This is a genomic window from Litorisediminivivens sp. KMU-197, from assembly GCF_056858395.1.
Genome location: NZ_JBXEQG010000004.1, coordinates 37,947 through 60,540, shown reverse-complemented (window position 1 = coordinate 60,540; position 22,594 = coordinate 37,947). Strand labels below are relative to the sequence as shown.

Sequence of the window (22,594 nt, the reverse complement as noted above, 5' to 3'; positions counted from 1 at the left end):
TACTCAGCCCCGGGCTCTGCAGGCATTTTGATTATCCGCGCAGGGCCGGGAGACCGATGCCTGTACCTTCGAACCCGCCGTCGACGGCGATGCATTGCGCGTTGAGATAGGCGGCCTTTTCCGAGCAGAGAAAGCAGATTACCTCGGCCAGTTCGCGTTCGCTGCCGTAGCGATTGAGCGGGATGGCGTCGTGGTAGGCGGCGATGATCTCGGGCGAGTGCACGGCCATCGACAGCTTGGTCTTGACCGGGCCGGGGGCAACGACGTTGGCGCGGATGCCGTATTCGCCCAGTTCGACCGCCTGTTGCAGGGTAAGCTGGATGACGGCGGCTTTGGAGGTGCCATACGCCACCCGCAGGGTCGAGGCGCGCAGGCCGGAGATCGAGGCGATGTTGACGATGGCGCCACGGGTCTTCTTTAGGTCCGGGATCGCGGCCTGGGTCATCAGGAAGGGGCCGTCGAGGTTGACCTGCATGACGCGGCGCCAGCGGTCGAAGGTGGTGTCCTCGATGGGGCCGAAGTCGGCGACGCCGGCGTTGTTGACCAGCGCGTCGAGCTTGCCGAAGTGGGCCACGGTTTCGGCGATGGCGCGGGCGGCATCTTCGGGGTTGGAGACATCGGCGTGAACGGCCAGCACGTTGTCGAGATCGGCGCAGACCTTTGTGAGTTCGGGCCCGTCCCAGTCGAGCAGGGCGACGCGCCAGCCGTCTTCGAGAAAGAGTTGTGCAGTGGCCAGCCCGATGCCTCGGGCCGCGCCGGTGACGAGTGCGACCTTGCCTGTCATTGAAATCCCTCCGGTTTGGCGCCGAGACTGGCGCAGAACCGGAGGGGAGGGAAGTGGATCAGGCCTTTTTTCAGGCGACGTTTTCCAGCGTGACCCGCGGCGTGACGCCCAGAGCGAAACAGACATCGCGGGTCAGTTCCGGGCGGTTGAGGGTGTAGAAGTGCAGGTTCTCGACCCCCTCGGAGACCAGCCTGTCGCACATCTCGGCGCAAAGCGCGGTGGCCAGCAGGTCTTCGCGACCGTCGCGGGTGGCCTTGTCAAAGGCCTCGTCCAGCCAGGCGGGGATCGGGGTGCCGCAGCGGGTGGCGAAGTTGCGGATGCCCTTCCAGTTCTCGATCGGCAGGATGCCGGGGATGACGGGCGCGGCGATGCCGGCGGCGGCACAGCGGTCGCGGAACCGCAGGAAGGTCTCGGTTTCGAAGAAGAATTGCGTCAGGGCCTCATCTGCACCGGCGTCGATCTTGCGCTTCAGCCAGTCGACGTCGGCCTGTTCGGTCGCGGCCTCGGGGTGCTTGTCGGGATAGGCGCCGACGCGGATGGTGAAATCGCCGGCGTTTTTGAGCGCGGCGATCAGTTCGCAGCTGTCGCGGAAGCCTTGCGGGTGGGCCTCGAACCCGGCGGCGCCCTTGGGCGGGTCGCCGCGCAGGGCGACGATGTCGCTGACGCCGGCCTTGGCGAAATCGGCGGCGATGCCGAGGGTTTCCTCACGCGAGGCATTGACGCAGGTGAGGTGGGCCGCGACCTTGAGGCCGGACGATTTGTGCAGCGTGGCAACCGCGTCGCGGGTCAGTTCGCGCGTGGTGCCGCCGGCGCCGTAGGTGACCGAGACGAAGCGCGGTTGCAGGGGTGCGAGCACCTGAACGGTGTCCCAGAGGCGGAACGACGCCTCGAGGTCGCGGGGCGGGAAGAATTCGAATGAAACGGCGGGAACTGTCATGGTTACTGATTCCTGATCCAGGGTTTCCTCCTTGTCGCAAATCATCGGATGTGAGACAAACTCATAAATCTCATCACCATTATGAGTCAGACGGTAGGTCCCATGCATATCGAATTTCGTCACCTGCGCACGATCAAGGCCATTCACGACGCCGGCGGGCTGGCCAAGGCGGCCGATCAGCTGAACATCACGCAATCGGCATTGTCGCATCAGATCAAGGGGTTGGAGGACCAGGCGGGGGTTGAACTGTTTGTGCGCCGGTCAAAACCGATGAAGCTATCGGCGGCGGGATTGCGGCTGCTCAGAGCGGCAGAGACAATCCTCCCGGAGATCGAGAAATTGCAGGATGAGTTTAGCGGCCTGCGCGACGGCAAATCCGGGCGGCTGCATATCGCGATCGAGTGCCACGCCTGTTTCGAGTGGCTCTTTCCGGTGCTCGAGGCGTTCCGCAAGTCGTGGCCGGACGTGGATGTGGACATCAGGCCCGGGCTGGCCTTCGATGCCCTGCCGGCGCTTCAGAAAGAGGAGGTGGACCTTGTGGTGTCGTCCGACCCCGAGAGCCTGCCGCATGTGGAGTTCACCGAACTGTTCGACTATGCGCCGGTGTTCGTGGCGTCCAAGGCGCATCCGCTGGCTGCCAAGGCGTTCATCGACGCCGAGGATTTCCGCGGCCAGACGCTGATCACCTATCCGGTGGAGCGGACCCGGCTAGACGTGTTTTCGCAACTGCTGATCCCTTCACGGGTGGAGCCCGCAGCGATCCGGCAGGCGGAGCTGACGGCGGTGATCCTGCTTCTGGTGGCGTCGAACCGGGGCGTATCGGTGCTGCCGGACTGGGTGGTGCGCGAGGTGAAGTACAATTCGGACTACGTGACGCGGCCTTTGACGCAAAAGGGCATTACCCGCACGCTTTATGCCGCGACGCGGGTCGACGATGTGGCCAAGCCCTACATGCAGGAATTGATCGCGCTCGCCCGGTCCGAGGCGGCGCGTCTGCAGGCAGCTTGACGCGAAAACGGCCGCGCCGGTCCCGGGGGTCGCTTTCCCGGGCCTTCGGGCTGTCCTCGCTATGGTAAAGGTCAGGCGAGTTTGAGATCGGAGGCCATCTGGCGGCCGTCGCGGCCTTCCTCGAGCTCGTATTCCACCTTCTGATTGTCCGCCAGCCCGGTCAACCCGGAGCGTTGAACCGCTGAAATATGCACGAAGACGTCTTTGCCGCCCTCGCTCGGTTCGATAAATCCATACCCTTTCGTGGTATTAAACCACTTCACGGTGCCGCTTGGCATGTCCGCGTCTCCTTCAACTAACTTGCCGGACCACCCCTGCGGGCCCGGGTCTTGTGCGGCACCACCCGCCTCTCAGGCCGAGGCAGTCGGCTGATCGTCGAAGGTCACGCAGGGGAAGGATTACATGGGTTTGTAAAAAATCAAGGATTACGCGCTGGCGGCTGCGGGCGTGAGTGATAATTTGCGCATGCAATCATGGGGGGCAAGATGCGTCTGTACGGGCTGAAGACCTGCGATACCTGCCGCAAGGCGTTGAAAGAGTTGGAGAATGTCGAGTTCGTCGATGTCCGGGGCGCAGGTGTGCCTGCGGAGACGATGGCGCGGGCGTGGGAGCGCTTTGGCGAAAAGTTGATCAACGCGCGGTCGACAACGTGGCGCGGATTGTCCGAGCAGGAGCGCGCGACGCCTGCTTTGCAACTGCTGAGCGCGCATCCGACGCTGATGAAACGGCCCCTGATCGAAGCGGAAGATGGCCTCTATCTGGGCTGGGGGCCCGAGGTGCGGGCGGCGCTGACCGGCTGAGCGGGCTTGGATCCGGCGCTTGGCGTGACTAGGTGACACGCAGGCAGAGACAGGAGATGACATGCGCAACGCGGCCCTGACCCTTGGTGTGATCGGCGGGGTGATCGCCATGATCGTGGGATTTTTCAGCTACGGTTATACCGAGGCGGTGCATCGCTTCGGCGAGATCGAGGGGCTGGCGGAGCAGGTGAGCGATGTCGAATTGATCCGCGCGGCGGCGGTGGTGTCGCCGATCCTGGCGATTGCCGGTGGCGCGATGGCCAAGGCGCGGGCGCTGTGGGGCGGCGTGCTGATGCTGCTGGCGGCCGGACTGATGTATCACGCGCTGGGCTTCAACGTGTTTACCATGTTCCCGATCTCACTGGTCGGGTTGGGCGGTTTGCTGGCGGTGCTGGCCGGGCGGCCGGACGAACCGAAGGCGCATTTCTGAGGTGACGACCGGTCCGAAGCTGGGTGCGCTAGCGGTGCTGGTCGAAGACGGCAGGGTGCTGCTGGTCAGACGTGGCGCGGGCAAGGCAGATGCCGGGCTTTGGGGGTTTCCCGGCGGTCATGTAGAACCGGGCGAGACCGTGGCCGAGGCCGCCCTGCGCGAGTTGCGCGAGGAATGCTGCCTGTCGGCCAGGGCCGGGCGGGTGCTGGCGCATCTCGACCTTATCCGCCGCGACGACGCGGGGGCCCTGCTGTTTCACTATGTCCTGATTGCCGTGCTCTGCGACGCGGCGGAGGGTGTGCTGGCGGCTTGCGACGACGCGGAAGCCGCGGCGTGGCATCCGGTGGGCGACGTTCTGGATGGTGCGGTGCCGTCGAGTGCGGATGTCGCGCGGGTGGTGCGGGTGGCGCTGGGCGAGGATGGGTGAAGATCACCCGGCACCGGTCACGCTTCCTTGGGTCGGCCCAGCACTTCGCGGCTGAGCATCCAGTCTAGCGACAGGACGCCCGCGCCCTTGATGACCAGCACCAGCAGCAGGAACACCCAGAAGGCGCGTTGGTCGAGGATTGCCGCGTCCGGCACGCGGTCGAACCATGTGCCCAGCGTTTCGGGATGGGCGATGCCGCCGTGGCCATAGAGGTCGGTCAGGCTTTGCACGGCGATGAAGCCGATCATGCCGAGCGCCGCAAGCCGCGTGGCCAGCCCGATGACGATCAGCAGCGGCAGGATGAATTCGGCCCACATGCCGGCCACCACCACCAGCCAGTGAAAGACGCCCAGCTGGCTGACGTCGTAGCCGACCGCCTCCATCTGCCGGGGAAAGATCTGCGCGTAGGCGCCGGTCGACGGTTGCAGGAAGCCCAGCACCCCGTCGCCCAGCTTGGTCAGGCCGGAGTTCCAGAAGTACATCAGAAGCACCGCCGCGAAGATGAACCGCGCCAGAAGTGGCAGCAGGCCGGAAAGGCTTCGTTCCAGCGCCTCGAAGATCATGTCGTGCAGGTTCACAAGGGCGGTCATCGCGTGTCCTCCGTTACGGCCGTCAAAGCATTGCCCGCGAGCAGCAGCGTCAGCACGCGGGAGAGGTCGAAGTTTTCGGTCTGCGCGGCCTCGAAGGCGGCGCCGAGTATCTGGCCGTCCTGAATGGCGTGCAGGAAGGCCGCGCCGCCGGGGGGCAGCACGTGCGGTTCTGGGTCGAAGCCGGGGCGCAGGATCAGGGCGTCTTCGGCCCCGCCTTGCGGTTTGGGGCTGTCCGGGACCATGTTGTAGCGCCAGATCGACACCACCGGAAAGCGCGAGCGGAGCACCCGGACCGAGGGGGCCAGCGTCAGGCGGGCGGCCATCAGGGCGTCTGGCGCCAGCGCCAGGGCGTCGGGCGTCACGGGGGCGGCATCGGCGGCGTGGTAGCTTTCGCGCAGGGCGTATTCCAGCCGGGCGACATCGCCGAGGTAGGGGTATTTGCGCAGCGCGTCGATGCCGTCGAGGAAATCCGCGAAGCCGGCGCCATAGAGCATCATGCGCGGGCTGTCGGGCGGGGTGGTCCGCAAGTGGCGCGCGGCGAGGGTTTTGAAGTTGGTCTCTCCGAGCAGTTTCGCCACCGCCGGGAAGCCGGTGGCCAGCGCATCGCCCAGAGCGGTAACGATGTTGTTGCGGTAGACGTTGTAACGGCGGCCGGCGGGGTTGCCGTGACCGTCGTGAAGACCGTCGGGCCCCGGCTGCGCGGCATCCAGCAGCCCGGCGCGGAAATCGGCCTGACCGGTCATGCGGGCACCCGGGCGAGCGCCCCGGCGGCGCGTTCCGCCTCGGATCGGAGCACGGGCCAGTCGGGCACGTCGTTGTCCCATTCCACCAGCACCGGGCGCGCGCCGGAGCGCGCCAACGTGTAATCGAGCAGCGCCCAGACCGGATCCACCACCGCGCGACCGTGGCTGTCGATCAGGAGCGGCGCGCCGTGGTCGTCTTCGTCCTCGTCATGGCCGCCGAGGTGGATTTCGCCGACGCGGGCCAGCGGGAAGGCGTCGATGTAGCCCTGCGGCGAGAATCCGAGGTTGGTGGCCGAAACGAAGACGTTGTTGACATCGAGCAGCAGCCCGCAGCCGGTGCGGCGAACGATCTCGTTCAAGAAGGCGGGCTCGTCCCAGGTGCTTTCGGCGAAGGCGAGGTAGGACGAGGGATTTTCCAGCAGCATCTGGCGGCCCACGGCCTCTTGCACTTGGTCAATATGGGTGCAGACCCGGGCGAGGGTGGCGTCGGTATAGGGCAGCGGAAGAAGGTCGTTGAGGAAGTGGCTGTCGTGGGTCGACCAGGCGAGGTGTTCGGAGAAGCTGGCCGGTTGCAGCCAGTCGCACAGGTGCCCGAGGCGGGCGAGGTGGTCTTCGTCCAGCGGCATCTCGCCGCCGATCGACAGGCCGACGCCGTGGACGGAGATGGCGAAACACTCGGACAGGGCCCGGAGTTGCGCCAGCGGTCGGCCGCCGTCGCCCATGTAGTTCTCGGCATGGATCTCCAGCCATTCGACAGGAGCGGCGCCGTCAATGATCTGGGTGTAATGTTGCGGCTTGTAGCCGACGCCGGGCGCGGCGGGCAGCGACGGATGGTTGTGGCTGGCGTCCATGGCGGCGTCCTTGGTGGCAGGATGGGTGCCGTGCACCCACCCTGCAATTCGGTCTCAGCTTTCCGGAATGTCGCGTTCCAGCGCTTCAAGCGATCCCATGCGCAGGCTGCCGTCGGCCATCTCGGGCAGTTCGATGTCTGCGCAGGTGCCGGCGTCGACCAGCGTCCATGCGTTGCCCTGATAGTCCACGGTCGAGGTGCCCGCGCAGGTGGTGCCGGGGCCGGCGGCGCAATCGTTCTGACCGGCCAGCGACACGCCGTAGCACTTCTCTTTTTCCTGGGCGGTGGCGGTGGTGGTCTGGGCGGCCAGAGCGGCTGCGACAGCGCCTGCGACGGCAGCGGTTTTCATGATGTTCGACATATGGTGCATCCCTTTTGGTCTTTGATCTCAGATGGTTCGTCCAAGGCCGCCCCTGCGGCGGCTGAAACAAGACTACGCCCGGTGGGGCCTGCCGATCACTTCACAGGCCCGTTGATCACGGATGCGTAACCCGACGTCAGGCGCATGTGATGCCGCGAATGCGAGGATAGCGCGAAAAGCCTTTGAAATCAAAGAGGCGCGTCACCTGCCATGTGACGCGCCGCGGGGTTCCAGCGCTGGAATGTTACAATTGGTTGCAAAGCGCGTTTAAACCGGGCCGCCCGATCACGGGACGGCCCGGAATGTTACAGCTTTACGCCGCCGGGACACGGTCGGGCGGCAGCGCCTGGGTGGCGAGGTCCTGAACCACCTCGTCCAGCGCCGCGACGCGGGTCTGTTTCTCGCCAAGGCGGCGGACGGTCACGGTGCGTTCCTCGACCTCGCGCGCGCCGATGGCGAGGATCACCGGGACCTTGCCGAGCGAATGCTCGCGGACTTTGTAGTTGATCTTTTCGTTGCGGGTGTCGGCCTCGGCGCGGACGCCCTGAGCTTGCAGATTGGCCACTACCTCGGCGACGTAGTCGTCTGCGTCCGAGACGATGGAGGCCACCACCACCTGCCGCGGCGCCAGCCAGAACGGCAGCTTGCCTTCCCAGTTCTCGATCAGGATGCCGATGAAGCGTTCAAAGCTGCCCAAGCACGCGCGGTGCAGCATGTAGGGGCGGTGCTTGTCTCCATCCGCGCCGATGAAGCTGGCGCCGAGCCGTTCGGGCAGGTTGGGATCGACCTGAAAGGTGCCGCATTGCCAGACCCGGCCGATCGCGTCGGTCAGGTAGAAGTCAAGCTTGGGGCCATAAAAGGCGCCGTCGCCCGGCTCGAGCGTGTAGTCGCGGCCCACCGCCTTGATGGCGTTCTCCAAGGCGCCTTCGACGTAGTCCCAGCTTTCGTCCGAGCCCACGCGCTTTTCCGGGCGGGTGGCGAACTTGATCTCGAATTCAGGGAAGCCCAACTCTTCGTAGATGTTGGCGAGGAAGTCGATGAACTTGGCGCATTCCTCCTGGATCTGATCCTCGGTGCAGAAGATATGGGCGTCATCCTGGGTGAAGCCGCGCACCCGCATGATGCCGTGCAGCGCGCCCGAGGGTTCGAACCGGGCGCAGGAGCCGAATTCGGCCAGCCGGAGCGGCAGGTCGCGGTAGGACTTGAGGCCCTGGTTGAAGACCTGCACGTGGCAGGGGCAGTTCATCGGCTTCAGCGCGTTGATCCGCGTCTGTGCCTTGTCCTTCACGGCGGCATCGTCGTTTTCGCCGTCGCGGCTTTCATCGACCTCGACGAGGAACATGTGGTGCTGGTATTTTTCCCAGTGGCCGCTGGCCTCCCACAGCTTGCGGTCGACCACCTGCGGCGTGTTGATTTCCCTGTACCCGCCGGCGCGTTGCTTGCGGCGCATGTAGTCCTGAAGCTGGGTGTAGATGGTCCAGCCGTTCGGATGCCAGAACACCTGGCCGGGGGCCTCTTCCTGCATGTGGAACAGGTTCATCTCGCGGCCCAGCTTGCGGTGATCGCGCTTCTCGGCCTCTTCGAGGAAGTTGAGGTATTTGCGCAGCTGGTCCTTGTTCTGGAAGCCGACGCCGTAGATCCGCTGAAGCTGGGCGTTCTTGCTGTCACCGCGCCAGTAGGCGCCCGACACGCGCATCAACTTGAAGGCATCCGCCGGCACCTGACCGGTGTGCGCCAAATGCGGGCCACGGCAGAGGTCCTGCCACTGCCCATGCCAATACATGCGGATCGGCTGACCGTCGTCGGGAATGGCGTTGACCAGTTCGACCTTGTAGGGCTCGCCGTTGGCTTCGTAATGCGCGATGGCGTCCTCGCGCGACCAGACCTCGGTGCGGACGGGATCGCGGGCGTTGATGATTTCGCGCATCTTCTTTTCGATTTCGCCCAGGTCTTCGGGGGTGAAGGGCTCGGCGCGGTCGAAATCGTAGTACCAGCCGTTTTCGATCACCGGACCGATAGTGACCTTGACGTCGGGCCAGAGCTCCTGCACCGCGCGGGCCATGATATGCGCGAGGTCGTGCCGGATGAGCTCCAGCGCCGGGGCCTCGTCCTTCATGGTGTTGATCGCGACATGCGCGTCTTCGGTGATAGGCCACTGAAGATCCCAATGCGCGCCGTTGACGTTGGCCGATACGGCCTTCTTGGCGAGCGAGTTCGAGATATCGGCAGCCACATCCGCGGGGGTCACGCCAGCGTCGTACTGTCGTGCATTGCCATCGGGGAAAGTCAGGGAGATTTGAGCCATATCGGCCTCCTCGTCGGTTTGGCGCCTACAAAACGCCCGGTTGCGGGTATGTGGTGGGGTCGTGTGGCCTCTGCGCGGCTTTGTGTCAAGTCCGAACCCTTGGCGGAGCGATGGCAACCGGCCGCTGGCGGGGAGCGCCGATCCATGGATGGATCGGGTCTGATCCGTTGACGGATCACGGAGCGTCAGGTCGGGGCGGCGAGGCGGCGGAATTGATCGCTGAGGGATGCGGCCTATCCTTGACGGATCACCATAGGGGATCGGGACCATAGCAGAGCGCATCTTTCATCGCATCGCGGGCGAAAGCACCGGCGATACCGAGGCCCGGAACGGGTTGCGCCACATCCTGGCGCTGACCGCGTCGAAGCTGGCGGACGGGCTGGTCGATCCGAAGCTGATCCTGTCGTGGCTGCTGACTGCGCTGGGTGCGCCGGCGGTGCTGATCGGCCTGCTGGTGCCAATCCGCGAGGCCGGTGCCCTGCTGCCGCAAATCCTGCTCTCGGGCTGGCTGAGGCGGCTGCGGCGGCGCAAGTGGTTCTGGGCGGCGGGGGGCGTCGGGCAGGGGGTCTCTGCGGCGCTGATCGCGCTGGCGGGGCTGACGCTGACGGGATGGGCCGCGGGGCTGGCGGTCTGCGGCGCTCTGGCCGCGCTTGCCTTGTCACGCGCCGCCTGTTCGGTCAGCTACAAGGACGTGCTGGGCAAGACCGTCGGCACGTCGCGGCGCGGCAGCGTGACCGGCGCGGCGGGCAGTGTCTCGTCGGCTGGGGTGATCGTGCTGGGCGTGCTGTTGCTGACCGGGGTGTTGACCGAGCGGATCGCGGTGATCCTTGCCATCGCGCTGGCGGCCGGTCTGTGGATGGTGGCCGCGCTGGTCATGGTGCGGCTCGAGGAAGACCCGAGCGAGACCGAAGCGGCGGTGCTGCCGGACCTGTCGCCTCTGCGCGAGGACCGGCAGTTGCAGGTCTTCATCCTCGTCCGGGGACTGCTGGTGCCGACCGCGCTGGCGCCGCCGTTCTTCGTGCTGCTGGCGGCGCACGAGGCCGAACTGGCGCTGGATCGGCTGGGCGTGCTGGTGCTGGTGTCGGCGCTGGCCTCCTTCGCCAGTTCCTATTTTTGGGGCCGCATGGCGGACTGGTCGAGCCGCTTGGTGCTGATGCTGACCGGTGTGCTGGGGGCAGCGGCGATGCTGGCGGCGGTGGGCTTCGCCTGGACCGGGGTGGCGCAGACCGTCTGGGCGATTCCGGCGACGCTTTTCGTGCTGATGCTGGCCTATCACGGCGTGCGGCAGGGCCGGTCGGTCTACCTTGTGGACATGTCGCCGCCCGAGCAGCGGTCGACCTATGCGGCGCTGGCCAATACCGTGATCGGCACCATCCTGCTGGTGACCGGTGCGCTGGGCGGCGCGGCGGCGATGATCGGACCCGAGGCGGCGCTACTGGGGTTCGCGGTGCTCTGCCTTGCGGCCAGCGGGGCGGCGCTCTGGCTGAACGAGGTCGAGACGCGGGCGTGACACCGTAGGATGGGTGCTGAGCACCCATCCTACCCCGGTTGCGCTGATCCGCGACCCCCGGCACTATCGCCGCCGGACACCGCACAGGAGACCCCATGCCCCAGACCCATGAGACCGCGCAAGGCCGCCGCATCGCCTATTACAAGACCGCGGGCGACAGCCCCACCATCGTCTTTCTCGGCGGCTACAAGTCCGACATGACCGGCACCAAGGCGGTCTGGCTGGAAGAGCATTGCCGCGCGCGGGGTCTGGCCTATCTGCGGTTCGACTATTCCGGGCACGGGCAAAGCTCGGACCGGTTCGAGGACGGTTGCATCGGCGACTGGGCCGAGGATGCCGAGGCGGTGATCCGTGCCACCTGCGACGGGCCGCTGGTGTTGGTGGGCTCGTCCATGGGCGGCTGGATCTCGCTGTTGCTGAGCCGGCGGCTCGACAACGTCGCGGGGCTTGTCACCATCGCCGCCGCGCCGGATTTCACCGAAGACGGCTTCTGGGCGGAGTTCAGCGACGACCAGAGGGCGCAGGTCATGGAGCAGGGCTATTACGACCGGCCCTCGGAGTACGGCGATCCCTATCGCGTCACCCGGCGGCTGATCGAGGACGGACGCCGCCACCTCGTGCTGCGGTCACCGCTGGCGCTGCCGTTTCCGGTGCGGTGCCTGCAAGGAACCGAGGATAACTCGGTCAGCCGCGACACCGCGTTGCGCCTGCTGGATCATGCCGACAGCCCGGACATCGCGCTGACCTTTCTGAGGGGGGCGGATCACAGTTTCTCGGCGCCCGACTGCCTGCCGCTGATCGCCGGCGCGCTGAACGCGGTCATGGGCCGGCCCAAAGGGTAAGCCCGAAAGGCCGCGGCGCATTCAAAGGCGGCGCGGGAGATCCCGTATCAGGCCCGGGACGGCGTCGGAGCGATGGAGGTTGGGCCTGACGCGGCGGACCTCAGACCCCGATGTCCGGGCCGAGGCACATCATCGGCTTGTCATCCTGGTTGGCCTCGTAGAGCAGCGTGCCCTGCGGATCGTCCTCGAAGCGCGCCAGCAGGCCCCCGCCCGGGCTGCGCTCGAAATTCCAGCACTGCGGTTCGGGGGTGTCTTCGTAGACGAAGCAGATCATGCCGCGGCTGTCCTCGTACCAGTAGCCATCGCGGCAGCGCCCGTCGAGAAACGACCAGCGCACGCGGCGGTTCTCGCGGTACTCCTCGACCCCGTATTCGCGCCCGTCCGACCCGAAATAGAGCGTCTTGCCGGTGGTATAGGCCTCGAACTCGGCCGCCGACATGCCGGCGACGGCAGGGGTCGCCACCGCAAGCGCAAGCAAGGTGAACAGATGCTTCATCATGTCCCGACAGTGGCAGAGGCGCGGGCCGCGGGGCAAGTCACAAATCCGCAACTTCCCGACCGTTGGCCTGCCAGTGCGCGGCGCGCGGGTCCATGATCTGCCGCCAGCGCCGCGGCCAGAGCGCGAGCAGCGCCATGACCGGCAGGGCGTAGGGAAATGTGGGCATGGCACGATCGTCGAGCTTCAGCCCGGGATAGGCGACACGGGGCCGGACGTGGTGGTCGGAATGGCGCGGCGCGTTGAGCATCAGCGCCGACGAGAACCACTGCGGCGCGTTCCAGCTGTGCTGTGGGCCGCAGGGCTCGGTGCGGCCCTGCGCGTCGGTCCGGCGCGACAGCCCATAGTGCTGCACGTAGTCCGTCACCAGCAGCTGCGACTGGGTATAGGCCGCAAGCGCCAGCAGCGACACCGCCCCGGCCAGCCCGCCGATCAGCATTGCCACGGTCAGCGTGGCCAGCGAGATCAGCGCATAGATGCGATAGGGATGCAGGCCGGTTTTTCCGACGCGGGCCCTGCGCGCGGTTTCGGCCTTACGCCCGGCGCGGTATTCGCCGCGCACGGCACGCCAGGCGAAGCGGTAGAAGCTTTCGCGCCCGCGCGGTGTATTGGGGTCCGCGGGCGTGCCGACGTGGACGTGATGCACCAGCGGATGCGCCGAGGCATGGTGGCCATGAAACACCGAAGCATAGACAGTGACGCCCAGCCGTCTGAGCCTGCGGTCGGCGCGGTGGATCAGCTCGTGCGCAATGGAGTTGCTGACCTGCCCGAAGAACAGGCCGAAGGCGAAGAAGCCCGCGATCCGCGCGTCCCAGGGCGCGCCGCTGCCGCCCGAGACCAGCCAGACCGCCAGCGCCAGCAGCGGGAAATGCGCCAGCCCCAGCATCACCGACAACACGGTGCCGGCGGGAAGCTCCGCCCCCGGATCGGCGGGCGCCGCCATGGCGCGCAACTGGTCCAGCCCGAACACCAGCAGCGTCAGATAGGCCAGCGCCGCCCAGATCCAGACGCCGCCTGCCAGCGCCGCAAGCGCGAGCAGCACGACCGGGGTGAGCGTTGCGGCGGCAAATCGGATCAAGATGGCGTCTCCGGGCTGAGTCGTGCCGCAGATACGTTAGGAACTGGGCCGACCGAGGGCAAACCGATCCTCACCCCCGCCTGATCCTTCTTCTGGCCGACAATATCCCGGAGGTCTGGAGGCAGAGCCTCCGGGGCGCGCGCAGCGCGCCACCCCCCGGCGACGCGCGCAGCCGCGGCGCAACCCTCAGGCTCGCGACAGCGTCTCGACACAAAGCACCGTCGGCAGGTGCCGCGCCACCTCGGACCAGCTTTCGCCCGCGTCACGGCTTGCGAAGACCGAGCCGGAGTTGGTGCCGAAATAGACGCCGGCCGGGTCGCCCGCGTCCACTGCCATGGCCTGGCGCAGCACGGTGAAGAAGCAGTTTTCCTGCGGCAGCCCCTTATGCTTTTTACGCCAGCTGTCGCCGCCGTCGACGGATTTCCACACCGCCGCGCTGGCCTCGGGCGGATAGCGCCCGGCCATGTCGCCGTTCAGCGGGAGGGTCCAAATGGTGCGGGCCTCGCGGGGATGGACGCAGATCGGAAAGCCGAACTTCGAGGGCAGCCCCGCGCTGATCTCGTGCCACGACCTGCCGCCGTCCTGCGAGCGGAAGACGCCATGGTGGTTCTGCTGGTAGAGCAGGTCGCCGTTGGCACCGCCGGCGCGCACCATGTTGTGCACGCAAAGCCCGGTCTCGTCGCCCTGCCCGGCGGCGGGGTGGGGGTCCTCGGGGGCGGGGCCGTCTGCGTTCGAACGACGGTTGCGGCGCTCCCAGCTTTCGCCCCCGTCTTCGCTGGCGAAGACCCCGGCGGCGGAGATCGCCAGCCAGAGCCTGCCCGGCGTCTCGGGGTCGGTGACGATGGTGTGCAGGGTCAGGCCGGCGGCGCCCGGCTGCCAGTCCGCGGCGGAGGGATGCTCGTTCAGTGCCGGCAGCTTCTGCCAGCTGGTGCCGCCATCGTCGCTGGCAAAGAGCGTCGCGGGCTTGGCCCCGGCATAGAGCCTGCCATGGGCGTGTTTCAGCGACCAGATCGCCGAGACCTCCTTGCCGAAGGGCGCCGGGGGCGGCGGCGTCATGCCGAATTGCGCCGCCGTGTCGGGGTCATTGCGCAGCCAGTCGTCCAGCTCTCCGTCGGACAGCTTGCTGAGCGACCATGTGTCTCCCCCGTCAGTGGAGCGCCAGACGCCGGCGCCGGTCCAGTCGCCGCCGCCGCCGGCCCAGAGGGTGCCGGTTTCGGGATCGCCTGACAGGTGATTGATCGGCCAGCCGTCGCAGAACGGGCCACGCAGCGACCAATTTTCACGGTCCGGAGTGTCGAGCAGGAAGGCGCCCTTGGTGGTGCCGATAAGCAGGGTCATGGAGGTCATGGCAAACAGACCTTTGCAAAGACGGTGACGTCCGCGAGGGTATCACGGGGCAGGGAAGTTGCCGAACGCAATTCTTCGGCCAGCCTGATCCCTCACCGGGTCAGTCCCGATCCGGCGACGGATCGGCGCCCGCCCGGGTGAAGGCGAGGCGGCTGTGATGGCGATAGGTCTCGCCTGGCTTCAGCAGCGCCTGCGGTGCCCAGCTCTGGTTCGGCGCGTCGGGCCAGGCCTGCGGCTCGAGCGCGAGGCCGGCGTGGGGCCCGTGGCTGCGCCCCGCCAACCCGGTCTGGCCGGTGCGGTCCAGCGCCGCGCCGTCGTAGACCTGCAGGCCCGGCTCGGTGGTCGACAATTGCATCGACAGCCCGTCCACCGAAAGCGTCGCCGCATGGGTCAGGGCGCGGCGGGCCTGCGCGAGGCAGAAGTTGTGGTCCAGCGGCCCCGTCACCGGCTTCGACGCGCGGAAATCGAGCCCGCCCGCCACTGGCGACCGGCGGCCCAGGGGGATCTGACGCTGATCCACCGGCAGATAGCTTTCGGCCATGACCGAGAGCCTGTGATCCGAGACATCCCCGGCACCCGACAGGTTGTAATACGAATGATTGGTGAGATTGCAGTAGGTCGGCGCATCGCAATTCGCTGTCAGTACGATATCCAGCGCCGCACCACGGGTGCGGTAGGTGCAGTGCGCCTCGAGCTTGCCGGGAAAGCCCATGTGGCCGTCCTCGAGCATGATCGCGAGCGTCAGGTGATCCGGTCCGTGGTCGACCGCCTGCCAGCTGAGCGCCTGCACGCCCTCGGCGCCACCGTGCAGGCAATGGCCTGCCGGGTCGTTGCGGTCGAGTTCGCAGACCTGTCCCTCCAGCGTGAAGCGGGCGTCGGCGATGCGGTTTGCGCAGCGCCCGACCACCGCGCCCAGCTTGTGCGGATTGCGGGCATAGTCCATCGGATCGGCATATCCCAGCACCAGCGGCGGCGCATGGCCGGCGAGTCTCAGGTCCTGCAGCACTGCACCTAGCGTCAGGACCCGCGCCTGCAGTTCGGCGCTGCCGATGCGGAAAACCCGGAGTGGTTTGCCATCGGGCGCGGTGCCGAGGGTCTGGGGCGCGGGCGGGGCCATGGCGGTCTCCTTCGGCTTGCAGGAAACGCCAGCGCTGCGCCCGGGTCAATGCGAAAGCCGGGCCTACTTGGTGAGGATCAGCTTGCCCGCTCTGGTGATGCGCAGGGTGTAGATCATGCCATCGAGACGGATGCGCGCGGTGCCGCCGGTGCCGACCAGCAGGCGGGCGTCATAGACCGGACCCGCAGCGGGAATTTCCTCGGCCGTCAGGGACTGCAGTCTGAGCGAGATGGCATTCATAACCGCGCCTCCAGCAGGTCGAGCAGGCGCTCCAGCGATGGCCGCGACGACCGGCGGGGAGCGAGGGAAATGCCGTTGTCCGCCCAGGGCGGCGGGACGAGCGTGATCCGGCGGCGTTCGTGTGGCATGGGATGTCTCCGGTTGCGGTGGGAAACCGGGCTTTCCAAGTCTGGATGGCTGGGTCTTGCGAATAACCTGACTGAATCTCTCGGGTATGTCAAGCCAGCCCTTTAGACGGGCCGACCATTGGTGGCGGCGCGTCGTCCGCCACTCGTTTAAGAAAACTCCGGGCTCCTCGCCCCAGCCTGTCGGCCTGCACGGACGCTGCGAGTCTTATCAATCCTCGGCCGAAAGCTCTTCGAGGATGGGACAGTCGGGGCGGTCGTCGCCTGCGCAATGCTCGACCAGGTCCGAGAGGGTTTCGCGCATACGGGTGAGGTCGGCGATCTTGCGGTCGATTTCGTCCAGATGGCCGCGCGCGATCTTGCGGACATCGGCGGAGGCGCGCTGCTTGTCGCCCCAGAGCGCCAGCAGGGCGCGGCAGTCCTCGATCGAGAAGCCGAGCGCGCGGGCACGGCCGAGGAAGGCCAGCTTGTGCACGTCCGATTCGCGGAAGGCGCGGTAACCGTTGGCGTTGCGCAGCGGTTTGACCAGTCCGATTTCCTCGTAATAGCGGATGGTCTTGGCGGGCAGGTCCGCGCGGTCGGATACTTCGCCGATGTTCATGCGATGGCCTCTTTGGTCCGGTGTGGTGTCGTGTGGGCTGGGCGGGATGTCTTTCGGCCGATCCAGCGCAGGCGCAGCGCGTTCGAAAGCACGAAAAGGCTCGACAGTGCCATGGCGCCAGCGGCCAGCGGCGGCGACAGCATCGGCCCGCCGAAGATCGCCAGCACGCCGGCGGCGACGGGAATCAGCAGCACGTTGTAGCCGAAGGCCCAGCCGAGGTTCTGGCGGATGTTGCGCAGGGTCATGCGCGACACGCGCAGCGCGTCGGTCACGGCGCGCAGGTCGCCGGACATCAGCACCACGTCGGCGGCCTCGATCGCCACGTCGGTGCCGGTGCCGATGGCGATGCCGACATCGGCATGAGCCAGCGCGGGCGCATCGTTGATGCCGTCGCCGACGAAGGCAACCGGACCGGGCAGGTCCGACAGCGCCGCGACCTTGCCGTCGGGCAGCACGCCGGCGCGGACTTCGTCGATGCCCAGATCGGCGGCGATGGCACGGGCCGTGGTTTCGGCGTCGCCGGTGATCATGGCGACCTTCAGGCCCATGTCATGAAGGTCTTTGAGCGCTTCGCGGGTGCCGTCCTTGACCGGATCGGCGATGGCGAAGACGGCCTCGGCCCTGCCATCAAGGGCGAGGTGGATGGTGGTCTTGCCCTGAGCGGCGAGGGTGTCGGTCGGCGGGGTCTCGATGCCTTCGGAGGCCATGTAGCTGGCGGACCCGATCAGGATGCGGTGACCCTCGACCGTGGCGGCGAGGCCCTTGCCGGTGGTTGTGCCGAAGTCCTGCGCCTCGGGCAGTTCCAGACCGCGCGCCTCTGCTGCGGCGACGATGGCACGGGCGAGGGGGTGTTCGGATTGCGCCTCGGCGGCGGCGGCAAGGCGGAGGAGTGTGGCCTCGTCGCCCGTCGTCACGATGTCGGTGAGGGCAGGCTTGCCCTGGGTCAGGGTGCCGGTCTTGTCGAAGGCCACTGTGCGCACCCCTTGCAGCGATTGCAGCGCATCGCCCTTGCGGAACAGCACACCCATTTCGGCGGCGCGGCCGGTGCCGACCATGACGGAGGTCGGCGTGGCGAGGCCCATGGCGCAGGGGCAGGCGATGATGAGCACGGAGACGCCGGCGACGAGGGCATGGCTCATCGTGGGTCCGAAGATCAGCCATGCGAGGGCGGTCAGGGCGGCGACAACCATCACTACGGGCACAAACCAGGCCGTGATGCGGTTGACGAGGGTCTGGACCGGCAGGCGGGCGGACTGGGCGCTTTCGACCATGGCGATGATCTGTGCCAGCACGGTGTCGCCGCCCACCGCGGTGGCGCGGAAGACAAGTGCGCCGGTGCCGTTGACGGTGCCTGCGGTGACGTCATCGCCCTTCTCCTTGGCAACGGGGACCGGCTCGCCGGTGACCATGCTTTCGTCAATCCACGACTGCCCCGAAGTGACGCGGCCATCGACGGCGATGCGGCCCCCGGGGCGGACGTGGATGCAGTCGCCGCGGGTGATTTCGGCCACCGGGACCTCGGAGACCTTGCCATCACGTTCGACAAAGGCGGTGTCGGGTGCCAGCGTCATCAGCCGTCGGATTGCGGCGCCGGTGCGGCCCTTGGCGCGCGCTTCCAGCGTGCGGCCGAGCAGGATCAGGGTGACGATGACGGCGGCGGCCTCGAAATAGACGGCACGGGACGCTTCGGGAAGGAGACCGGGCAGGAACAGGGCCAGCGAGGAATAGAGGAAGGCGGCAGTGACGCCCAATGCCACCAGCGCGTTCATGTCGGGCGCGCGGCGCAGCAGGCCCTTGTAGCCCAGTGTCATGATCTCGCGGCCGGGGATCACGAGCACGAGCGCGGTCAGGACGAACTGGATCAGCCAGCTTGCGGTCTGGCCGATGGTGGCATTGATGGCATGGTGGATGGGAGGGTAGGCATGGCCGCCCATTTCCATCAGGAAGACCGGAAGGGTCAGCAGGGCAGCGGTCCGGAACCGGCGGCGCTGGCGGGTGGCCTCTTGGCCTTGCCGGTCCTCGGCGGGCTTGCTGGCGTCCTTGAGCCGCGCGGTTTTGCCAGTGCTGGCGACCGCTTCGATGAGGGCCTCGGGGTCGCGCAGGCGGGTGTCGACCTGCGCTTCGCCAGATGCGAGGTTGACGCGGGCGGAGGTGACGCCAGGGGTTTTCAAAAGCGCGGATTCCACGGAGGCCACGCAGGAGGCGCAACTCATGCCGTCAATCTCCAGCTTGACGCGGTGGTTGCGGGGGCCATAGCCAACCTTGTCGAGCGCCTCGAGCGCGGCGGTCCGGGCGGCAGGGTCGGCGGTGGTCGCACGAGCGCTTTGATCGGCGAGGTTGACGCTGACGTCGGTCAGGCCCGGGACACCGGAAAGGGCGGTGTCGATCCGTGTGGCGCATGATCCGCAGCTCATGTTGTCGATCTCGACCGTGAAGGTCCGGGGTGTGTTATCTGTCATGATCCAACAGATAAGGGTTCCCGTCACGGGAAGGTCAAGGGTTTAATGGTGAGAGGTGCTCATATGCTGTGGGGACAAGAGCCGTCATTTGGAAATTAGGGTGACTTCCCCTTCTACTGATATCCGTCTGGGTCTTTGGGGGCGTTAAGCAATGTGCCTTCGAACGCGTCGAGATCATCAGTCAATTGCAGCCATGGCAACTTGCTCTGCTTGTTGACGTGAAAAGTCGGTTTGAAATCTTCCGGGTTTTCGAGCGACGCAGCATAAAGGTGCATACGACCCGGATAGTGATCGGCTTCGAATCCCATGGGTGACCCGCACGCCCCGCAAAAGTGCCTGACAACGCCTTTGGAACTTTCATAAATACGGGGTTTGTCACCGGTCCACCTAAAGCGTTCCATCGGCACACCGAACCACGCAACCACCGGCGCGGCACAATTCCGACGGCAGTCATCGCAGTGACAGTAACATGCCCTTAATTGATCACCTTGGTAGACCCAGCGTGTTTTTCTACACAAGCAGTTTCCACGCGTCGCCATCCTATTTTCCTCCAAACCTCGGGAAACATAGGACGCAGGCGGCTCTTGAGATGGAGACTTTTGGACGTTTCATCAGCAAAAAACGTCGCAGCTCAGGTCCAATTTGGGCTCAGTGCTGTCATCACTCGGACATTGCGGCGTGTCGTGACGCGCCACACTGGGGTCCACCGGTTGGATCCCGGCCTGCCTCGCTGCGACTTTAGCCCGCCGAAACGGCGTGCGCGCAACGGCGTCAGGCCACCGCGGCCAGCAGGGTGCGGGCGTAGGCGGTCTGGGGGGCGTTGAAGATCTGGTCGGCGGGGCCGGCCTCGATCACGTCGCCCTGTTTCATTACCATGACGTGGTGCGACATGGCGCGAACGACCTTGAGGTCGTGACTGATGAACAGGTAGGCGAGGTCGTATTTGCGCTGCAATGCGCGCAGCAGGTCGACGATCTGCACCTGCACCGTCATGTCGAGCGCGGAGGTCGGTTCGTCCAGCACGACAAGCTTGGGCCGCAGGATCATCGCGCGGGCAATGGCGATGCGCTGGCGTTGACCGCCCGAGAATTCGTGCGGATATCGGTCCATCATCGCGGGGTTGAGGCCCACCTCCTCCATCACCTCTGCCACCTTCTCGCGTCTGGGACGCTTGTCGCCGCGGTCGCCGTGAACGCCCAGGCCTTCGGCGATGATTTCGGCGCAGGACATGCGGGGGGACAGCGAGCCGTAGGGATCCTGAAAGACGATCTGCATCTCCGAGCGCAGCTTGCGCAGGTTGCGGGTGTTCAGTCCGCGCAGGTCGCGACCGTCGAAGGTGATCTGCCCCTCGGACGGGATCAGCCGCATCATCGCCAGCGCCAGCGTGGTCTTACCAGAGCCGGATTCGCCCACCAGACCGATGGTCTCGCCAGCGCGGACCTTGAAATTGGCGTCGTTGACCGCCTTGACGTGGCCGACGGTGCGCTTCAGCAGGCCCTTCTGGATCGGGAACCAGATCTTGAGGTTTTTCGCCTCGGCCACGACGGGGGCGCTCGGCTCTACCGGGTCGGGCTGGCCGGTGCTTTCGGCGGCGAGCAGCTTTTGGGTGTAGGGATGGCGCGGGTTGGCGAAGATTTCCTCGGTCCTGCCGGTTTCGACGATCTCGCCGTCCTTCATCACGCAGACGCGGTCGGCGATGCGGCGGACGATGCCGAGGTCGTGGGTGATGAACAGAAGGGAGAGGTTTTCAGCCTCCTTGAGATCGGCCAGAAGGTCGAGGATTTGCGCCTGAATGGTGACGTCGAGCGCGGTTGTGGGTTCGTCCGCGATCAAGAGGTCAGGGCCGTTGGCCAGCGCCATGGCGATCATGACGCGCTGGCGCTGGCCGCCGGAAAGCTGGTGGGGGTAAGCGGTGAGGCGATCCTCGGGGTCGCGGATGCCGACCTTGTTGAGCAGGTCGATGATGCGGCGGCGGGCCTCGTCGCCCTTGACGTTCTGGTGCAGCTCCATCGACTCGCTCAACTGCTTTTCCAGCGTGTGCAGCGGATTGAGCGAGGTCATCGGCTCCTGAAAGATGAACGAGATGTCGTTGCCGCGGACGTCGCGCAGGAGCTTGTCGGAGGCGCCGATCATCTCGGTCCCGTTGTACTTGACCGAGCCGTCGACTTCGGCCGAGCCGCCGAGGAGCGAGACGGTGGACAATGCCGTCACCGATTTGCCGGACCCGGATTCGCCGACCAGCGCCACGGTTTCGCCCTTGGCAACCTCGAAGGACACGCCCTTGACGGCGCGGGTAGTCTGGCCGTCCTGACGGAACGAGACGTTCAGGTTCTTCACGCGAAGCAGGCTCATTGGAAGGTCTTCCTCGGGTCGAAGGCATCCCGGACGCCCTCGAAAATGAAGACGAGCAGCGAGAGCATGACGGCGAATACGGTGAAGGCGGTGAAGCCCAGCCACGGCGCTTGCAGGTTCTGCTTGGCCTGCAGGGTCAGTTCGCCCAGCGAGGGCGACGACGAGGGCAGGCCGAAGCCGAGGAAGTCGAGGCCGGCGAGCTGGCTGATGGTGCCGGTGACGATGAAGGGCAGGAAGGTGACGGTGGCGACCATGGCGTTGGGCAGCATGTGGCGGAACATGATGGTGGTGTTGGAGACACCGAGCGCCTTGGCGGCGCGGACGTATTCGAGGTTTCTAGCGCGCAGGAATTCGGCGCGGACGACGCCGACGAGGGCGGTCCAGCCGAACAGCACCATGAGGAAGACCAGCAGCCAGAAACTTCGCCCGAGGATCGCGAAGAGGATGATGATGATGTAGAGGCTGGGGGTCGAGCTCCAGATCTCGATGATGCGCTGGAAGATGAGATCGAGCCAGCCGCCGAAGTAGCCTTGCAGCGCGCCGGCGATGATGCCGATGACGCTTGCCAGCACGGTCACGATCAGGGTGAAAAGGATCGACAGGCGGAAGCCGTAGATGATGCGGGCCAGCACGTCACGCTTGGTGTCGTCGGTGCCCAGGAGGTTCTGCTCGTTCGGGGGCAGGGGGGCGGCGCCGGAGCGGTCGACGGGCGTGTCGTAGCTGTAGGGGATGGGCGGCCAGAGCGCCCAGCCTTCGACGAAATCGCCCGAGGGGGTGTCGCCGGTGTCGATGCGTTCGATCAGGCCTTCGGGGTCGTCCCAGCATTCCTCGAGCCCGCCGGAGCGGATCAGGCATTTGACCTCGACATCGCGGTAGACGGCCTCGGTCCGGAAGTCGCCGCCGAACGCGGTTTCGGGATAGAAGTTGAAGACCGGGGTGAAGAACTCGCCGCGGTATTTGACGAGGATCGGTTTGTCGTTGGCGAGGAACTCGGCGAACATGGCGAGGCCGAAGAGGATCAGGAAGATGATCAGGCTCCACAGCGCGCGGCGGTTGGCCTTGAAGTTGCGCCAGCGGCGTTTGTTGATGGGGGAGAGGGTCATGGTTAGAGCCTCCCGCCGGTAGCTATTCGCGAGACAAAAGTAGCTGAGAACCGCCCGGCGCGCATGCGCCCTGCCCGACCTCCCCCCCG

At 66.3% G+C, this 22,594-nt stretch carries 25 protein-coding genes; 6 read left to right on the top strand and 19 right to left on the bottom strand.

Going from position 1 to position 22,594, the window contains the following annotated elements; genetic code table 11:
• Positions 1-31: 31 nt before the first annotated feature.
• Both AC04PT_RS10360 and metF read right to left on the bottom strand, forming a co-directional pair.
• A complete protein-coding gene (locus AC04PT_RS10360; protein ID WP_482873611.1) occupies positions 32-784 on the bottom strand; it encodes an SDR family NAD(P)-dependent oxidoreductase in 753 nt (250 codons plus the stop codon).
• Positions 785-854: 70 nt separating this feature from the next.
• Entirely contained in the window at positions 855-1,721 is an 867-nt protein-coding gene (gene metF / locus AC04PT_RS10355; protein ID WP_482873610.1) for a methylenetetrahydrofolate reductase [NAD(P)H], read from the bottom strand.
• Between the two features lie 102 nt (positions 1,722-1,823).
• Between metF and AC04PT_RS10350 the strand changes: the two genes are divergently transcribed.
• Positions 1,824-2,729: a LysR family transcriptional regulator gene (locus tag AC04PT_RS10350; protein WP_482873609.1), complete on the top strand. Its 906-nt coding sequence runs from the start codon at positions 1,824-1,826 to the stop codon at positions 2,727-2,729.
• Between the two features lie 71 nt (positions 2,730-2,800).
• Here AC04PT_RS10350 and AC04PT_RS10345 read toward each other — a convergent pair whose 3' ends face one another.
• Positions 2,801-3,007: a cold-shock protein gene (locus AC04PT_RS10345; RefSeq protein ID WP_482873608.1), complete on the bottom strand. Its 207-nt coding sequence runs from the start codon at positions 3,005-3,007 to the stop codon at positions 2,801-2,803.
• A gap of 207 nt (positions 3,008-3,214) precedes the next feature.
• Here AC04PT_RS10345 and AC04PT_RS10340 point away from each other — a divergent pair, with 207 nt between their 5' ends.
• The 3 genes from AC04PT_RS10340 to AC04PT_RS10330 all read left to right on the top strand — a co-directional run bounded on the left by AC04PT_RS10340 (position 3,215) and on the right by AC04PT_RS10330 (position 4,386).
• Positions 3,215-3,529 (top strand): ArsC/Spx/MgsR family protein, encoded by a 315-nt coding sequence (locus tag AC04PT_RS10340; RefSeq protein WP_482873607.1) that lies wholly within the window; start codon positions 3,215-3,217, stop codon positions 3,527-3,529.
• A 61-nt stretch (positions 3,530-3,590) separates the two neighbouring features.
• A complete protein-coding gene (locus AC04PT_RS10335) occupies positions 3,591-3,959 on the top strand; it encodes a hypothetical protein (RefSeq protein ID WP_482873606.1) in 369 nt (122 codons plus the stop codon).
• Position 3,960: 1 nt separating this feature from the next.
• Entirely contained in the window at positions 3,961-4,386 is a 426-nt protein-coding gene (locus AC04PT_RS10330; RefSeq protein WP_482873605.1) for an NUDIX hydrolase, read from the top strand.
• Positions 4,387-4,403: 17 nt separating this feature from the next.
• Here the strand turns inward: AC04PT_RS10330 and AC04PT_RS10325 are convergent, their stop codons facing one another.
• The 5 genes from AC04PT_RS10325 to thrS form a co-directional block, all read right to left on the bottom strand.
• A complete protein-coding gene (locus AC04PT_RS10325) occupies positions 4,404-4,976 on the bottom strand; it encodes a DoxX family protein (protein WP_482873604.1) in 573 nt (190 codons plus the stop codon).
• Entirely contained in the window at positions 4,973-5,719 is a 747-nt protein-coding gene (locus tag AC04PT_RS10320; RefSeq protein ID WP_482873603.1) for an HvfC/BufC family peptide modification chaperone, read from the bottom strand. Before AC04PT_RS10320 ends, AC04PT_RS10325 begins: the two co-directional genes overlap by 4 nt.
• Positions 5,716-6,570 (bottom strand): MNIO family bufferin maturase, encoded by an 855-nt coding sequence (gene bufB / locus AC04PT_RS10315; RefSeq protein WP_482873972.1) that lies wholly within the window; start codon positions 6,568-6,570, stop codon positions 5,716-5,718. Before bufB ends, AC04PT_RS10320 begins: the two co-directional genes overlap by 4 nt.
• Positions 6,571-6,624: 54 nt before the next feature.
• On the bottom strand, positions 6,625-6,930 hold the full coding sequence (locus AC04PT_RS10310) for a BufA1 family periplasmic bufferin-type metallophore (protein ID WP_482873602.1): 306 nt from the start codon (positions 6,928-6,930) through the stop codon (positions 6,625-6,627).
• A 313-nt stretch (positions 6,931-7,243) separates the two neighbouring features.
• Complete coding sequence (thrS, locus tag AC04PT_RS10305) at positions 7,244-9,235, bottom strand: threonine--tRNA ligase (protein WP_482873601.1); 1,992 nt, start codon at positions 9,233-9,235, stop codon at positions 7,244-7,246.
• Between the two features lie 334 nt (positions 9,236-9,569).
• Here thrS and AC04PT_RS10300 point away from each other — a divergent pair, with 334 nt between their 5' ends.
• Entirely contained in the window at positions 9,570-10,745 is a 1,176-nt protein-coding gene (locus tag AC04PT_RS10300; protein WP_482873600.1) for an MFS transporter, read from the top strand.
• A gap of 95 nt (positions 10,746-10,840) precedes the next feature.
• Positions 10,841-11,587, top strand: coding sequence for an alpha/beta hydrolase (locus tag AC04PT_RS10295; protein ID WP_482873599.1), 747 nt, complete (start codon positions 10,841-10,843; stop codon positions 11,585-11,587).
• Positions 11,588-11,687: 100 nt separating this feature from the next.
• Here the strand turns inward: AC04PT_RS10295 and AC04PT_RS10290 are convergent, their stop codons facing one another.
• The 11 genes from AC04PT_RS10290 to AC04PT_RS10240 form a co-directional block, all read right to left on the bottom strand.
• A complete protein-coding gene (locus tag AC04PT_RS10290) occupies positions 11,688-12,083 on the bottom strand; it encodes a hypothetical protein (protein ID WP_482873971.1) in 396 nt (131 codons plus the stop codon).
• A gap of 40 nt (positions 12,084-12,123) precedes the next feature.
• Positions 12,124-13,161, bottom strand: coding sequence for an alkane 1-monooxygenase (locus tag AC04PT_RS10285; protein ID WP_482873598.1), 1,038 nt, complete (start codon positions 13,159-13,161; stop codon positions 12,124-12,126).
• A 186-nt stretch (positions 13,162-13,347) separates the two neighbouring features.
• Positions 13,348-14,508, bottom strand: a complete 1,161-nt coding sequence (locus AC04PT_RS10280; RefSeq protein WP_482873597.1) for a WD40/YVTN/BNR-like repeat-containing protein — start codon at positions 14,506-14,508, stop codon at positions 13,348-13,350.
• A 100-nt stretch (positions 14,509-14,608) separates the two neighbouring features.
• The gene (locus AC04PT_RS10275; RefSeq protein WP_482873596.1) at positions 14,609-15,625 is read right to left on the bottom strand and encodes an aldose epimerase family protein; all 1,017 of its coding nucleotides are present in this window, start codon (positions 15,623-15,625) and stop codon (positions 14,609-14,611) included.
• A 63-nt stretch (positions 15,626-15,688) separates the two neighbouring features.
• Positions 15,689-15,865, bottom strand: coding sequence for a hemin uptake protein HemP (gene hemP / locus AC04PT_RS10270; protein WP_482873595.1), 177 nt, complete (start codon positions 15,863-15,865; stop codon positions 15,689-15,691).
• Positions 15,862-15,993 carry a hypothetical protein gene (locus AC04PT_RS10265; RefSeq protein ID WP_482873594.1) on the bottom strand — a complete coding sequence of 44 codons (132 nt, stop codon included), beginning with the start codon at positions 15,991-15,993 and terminating at the stop codon, positions 15,862-15,864. Before AC04PT_RS10265 ends, hemP begins: the two co-directional genes overlap by 4 nt.
• Positions 15,994-16,201: 208 nt before the next feature.
• Complete coding sequence (gene cueR, locus AC04PT_RS10260; RefSeq protein ID WP_482873593.1) at positions 16,202-16,591, bottom strand: Cu(I)-responsive transcriptional regulator; 390 nt, start codon at positions 16,589-16,591, stop codon at positions 16,202-16,204.
• The gene (locus AC04PT_RS10255) at positions 16,588-19,050 is read right to left on the bottom strand and encodes a heavy metal translocating P-type ATPase (RefSeq protein ID WP_482873592.1); all 2,463 of its coding nucleotides are present in this window, start codon (positions 19,048-19,050) and stop codon (positions 16,588-16,590) included. The genes cueR and AC04PT_RS10255 overlap by 4 nt, the downstream gene beginning before the upstream one ends.
• A 113-nt stretch (positions 19,051-19,163) precedes the next feature.
• Positions 19,164-19,589, bottom strand: coding sequence for a GFA family protein (locus tag AC04PT_RS10250; protein ID WP_482873591.1), 426 nt, complete (start codon positions 19,587-19,589; stop codon positions 19,164-19,166).
• A 232-nt stretch (positions 19,590-19,821) separates the two neighbouring features.
• Positions 19,822-21,402 (bottom strand): ABC transporter ATP-binding protein, encoded by a 1,581-nt coding sequence (locus tag AC04PT_RS10245; RefSeq protein ID WP_482873590.1) that lies wholly within the window; start codon positions 21,400-21,402, stop codon positions 19,822-19,824.
• A complete protein-coding gene (locus AC04PT_RS10240) occupies positions 21,399-22,505 on the bottom strand; it encodes an ABC transporter permease (RefSeq protein ID WP_482873589.1) in 1,107 nt (368 codons plus the stop codon). The genes AC04PT_RS10245 and AC04PT_RS10240 overlap by 4 nt, the downstream gene beginning before the upstream one ends.
• Positions 22,506-22,594: the final 89 nt, after the last annotated feature.

Coding starts and splice junctions, on each gene's coding strand:
- AC04PT_RS10360 (WP_482873611.1), bottom strand. CDS start 784: ATGACAGGCAAGGTCGCACTCGTCACCGGCGCGGCCCGAGGCATCGGG.
- metF (WP_482873610.1), bottom strand. CDS start 1,721: ATGACAGTTCCCGCCGTTTCATTCGAATTCTTCCCGCCCCGCGACCTC.
- AC04PT_RS10350 (WP_482873609.1), top strand. CDS start 1,824: ATGCATATCGAATTTCGTCACCTGCGCACGATCAAGGCCATTCACGAC.
- AC04PT_RS10345 (WP_482873608.1), bottom strand. CDS start 3,007: ATGCCAAGCGGCACCGTGAAGTGGTTTAATACCACGAAAGGGTATGGA.
- AC04PT_RS10340 (WP_482873607.1), top strand. CDS start 3,215: ATGCGTCTGTACGGGCTGAAGACCTGCGATACCTGCCGCAAGGCGTTG.
- AC04PT_RS10335 (WP_482873606.1), top strand. CDS start 3,591: ATGCGCAACGCGGCCCTGACCCTTGGTGTGATCGGCGGGGTGATCGCC.
- AC04PT_RS10325 (WP_482873604.1), bottom strand. CDS start 4,976: ATGACCGCCCTTGTGAACCTGCACGACATGATCTTCGAGGCGCTGGAA.
- AC04PT_RS10320 (WP_482873603.1), bottom strand. CDS start 5,719: ATGACCGGTCAGGCCGATTTCCGCGCCGGGCTGCTGGATGCCGCGCAG.
- bufB (WP_482873972.1), bottom strand. CDS start 6,570: ATGGACGCCAGCCACAACCATCCGTCGCTGCCCGCCGCGCCCGGCGTC.
- AC04PT_RS10310 (WP_482873602.1), bottom strand. CDS start 6,930: ATGTCGAACATCATGAAAACCGCTGCCGTCGCAGGCGCTGTCGCAGCC.
- thrS (WP_482873601.1), bottom strand. CDS start 9,235: ATGGCTCAAATCTCCCTGACTTTCCCCGATGGCAATGCACGACAGTAC.
- AC04PT_RS10295 (WP_482873599.1), top strand. CDS start 10,841: ATGCCCCAGACCCATGAGACCGCGCAAGGCCGCCGCATCGCCTATTAC.
- AC04PT_RS10290 (WP_482873971.1), bottom strand. CDS start 12,083: ATGAAGCATCTGTTCACCTTGCTTGCGCTTGCGGTGGCGACCCCTGCC.
- AC04PT_RS10280 (WP_482873597.1), bottom strand. CDS start 14,508: ATGACCTCCATGACCCTGCTTATCGGCACCACCAAGGGCGCCTTCCTG.
- AC04PT_RS10275 (WP_482873596.1), bottom strand. CDS start 15,625: ATGGCCCCGCCCGCGCCCCAGACCCTCGGCACCGCGCCCGATGGCAAA.
- hemP (WP_482873595.1), bottom strand. CDS start 15,865: ATGAATGCCATCTCGCTCAGACTGCAGTCCCTGACGGCCGAGGAAATT.
- AC04PT_RS10265 (WP_482873594.1), bottom strand. CDS start 15,993: ATGCCACACGAACGCCGCCGGATCACGCTCGTCCCGCCGCCCTGGGCG.
- cueR (WP_482873593.1), bottom strand. CDS start 16,591: ATGAACATCGGCGAAGTATCCGACCGCGCGGACCTGCCCGCCAAGACC.
- AC04PT_RS10255 (WP_482873592.1), bottom strand. CDS start 19,050: ATGACAGATAACACACCCCGGACCTTCACGGTCGAGATCGACAACATG.
- AC04PT_RS10250 (WP_482873591.1), bottom strand. CDS start 19,589: ATGGCGACGCGTGGAAACTGCTTGTGTAGAAAAACACGCTGGGTCTAC.
- AC04PT_RS10245 (WP_482873590.1), bottom strand. CDS start 21,402: ATGAGCCTGCTTCGCGTGAAGAACCTGAACGTCTCGTTCCGTCAGGAC.
- AC04PT_RS10240 (WP_482873589.1), bottom strand. CDS start 22,505: ATGACCCTCTCCCCCATCAACAAACGCCGCTGGCGCAACTTCAAGGCC.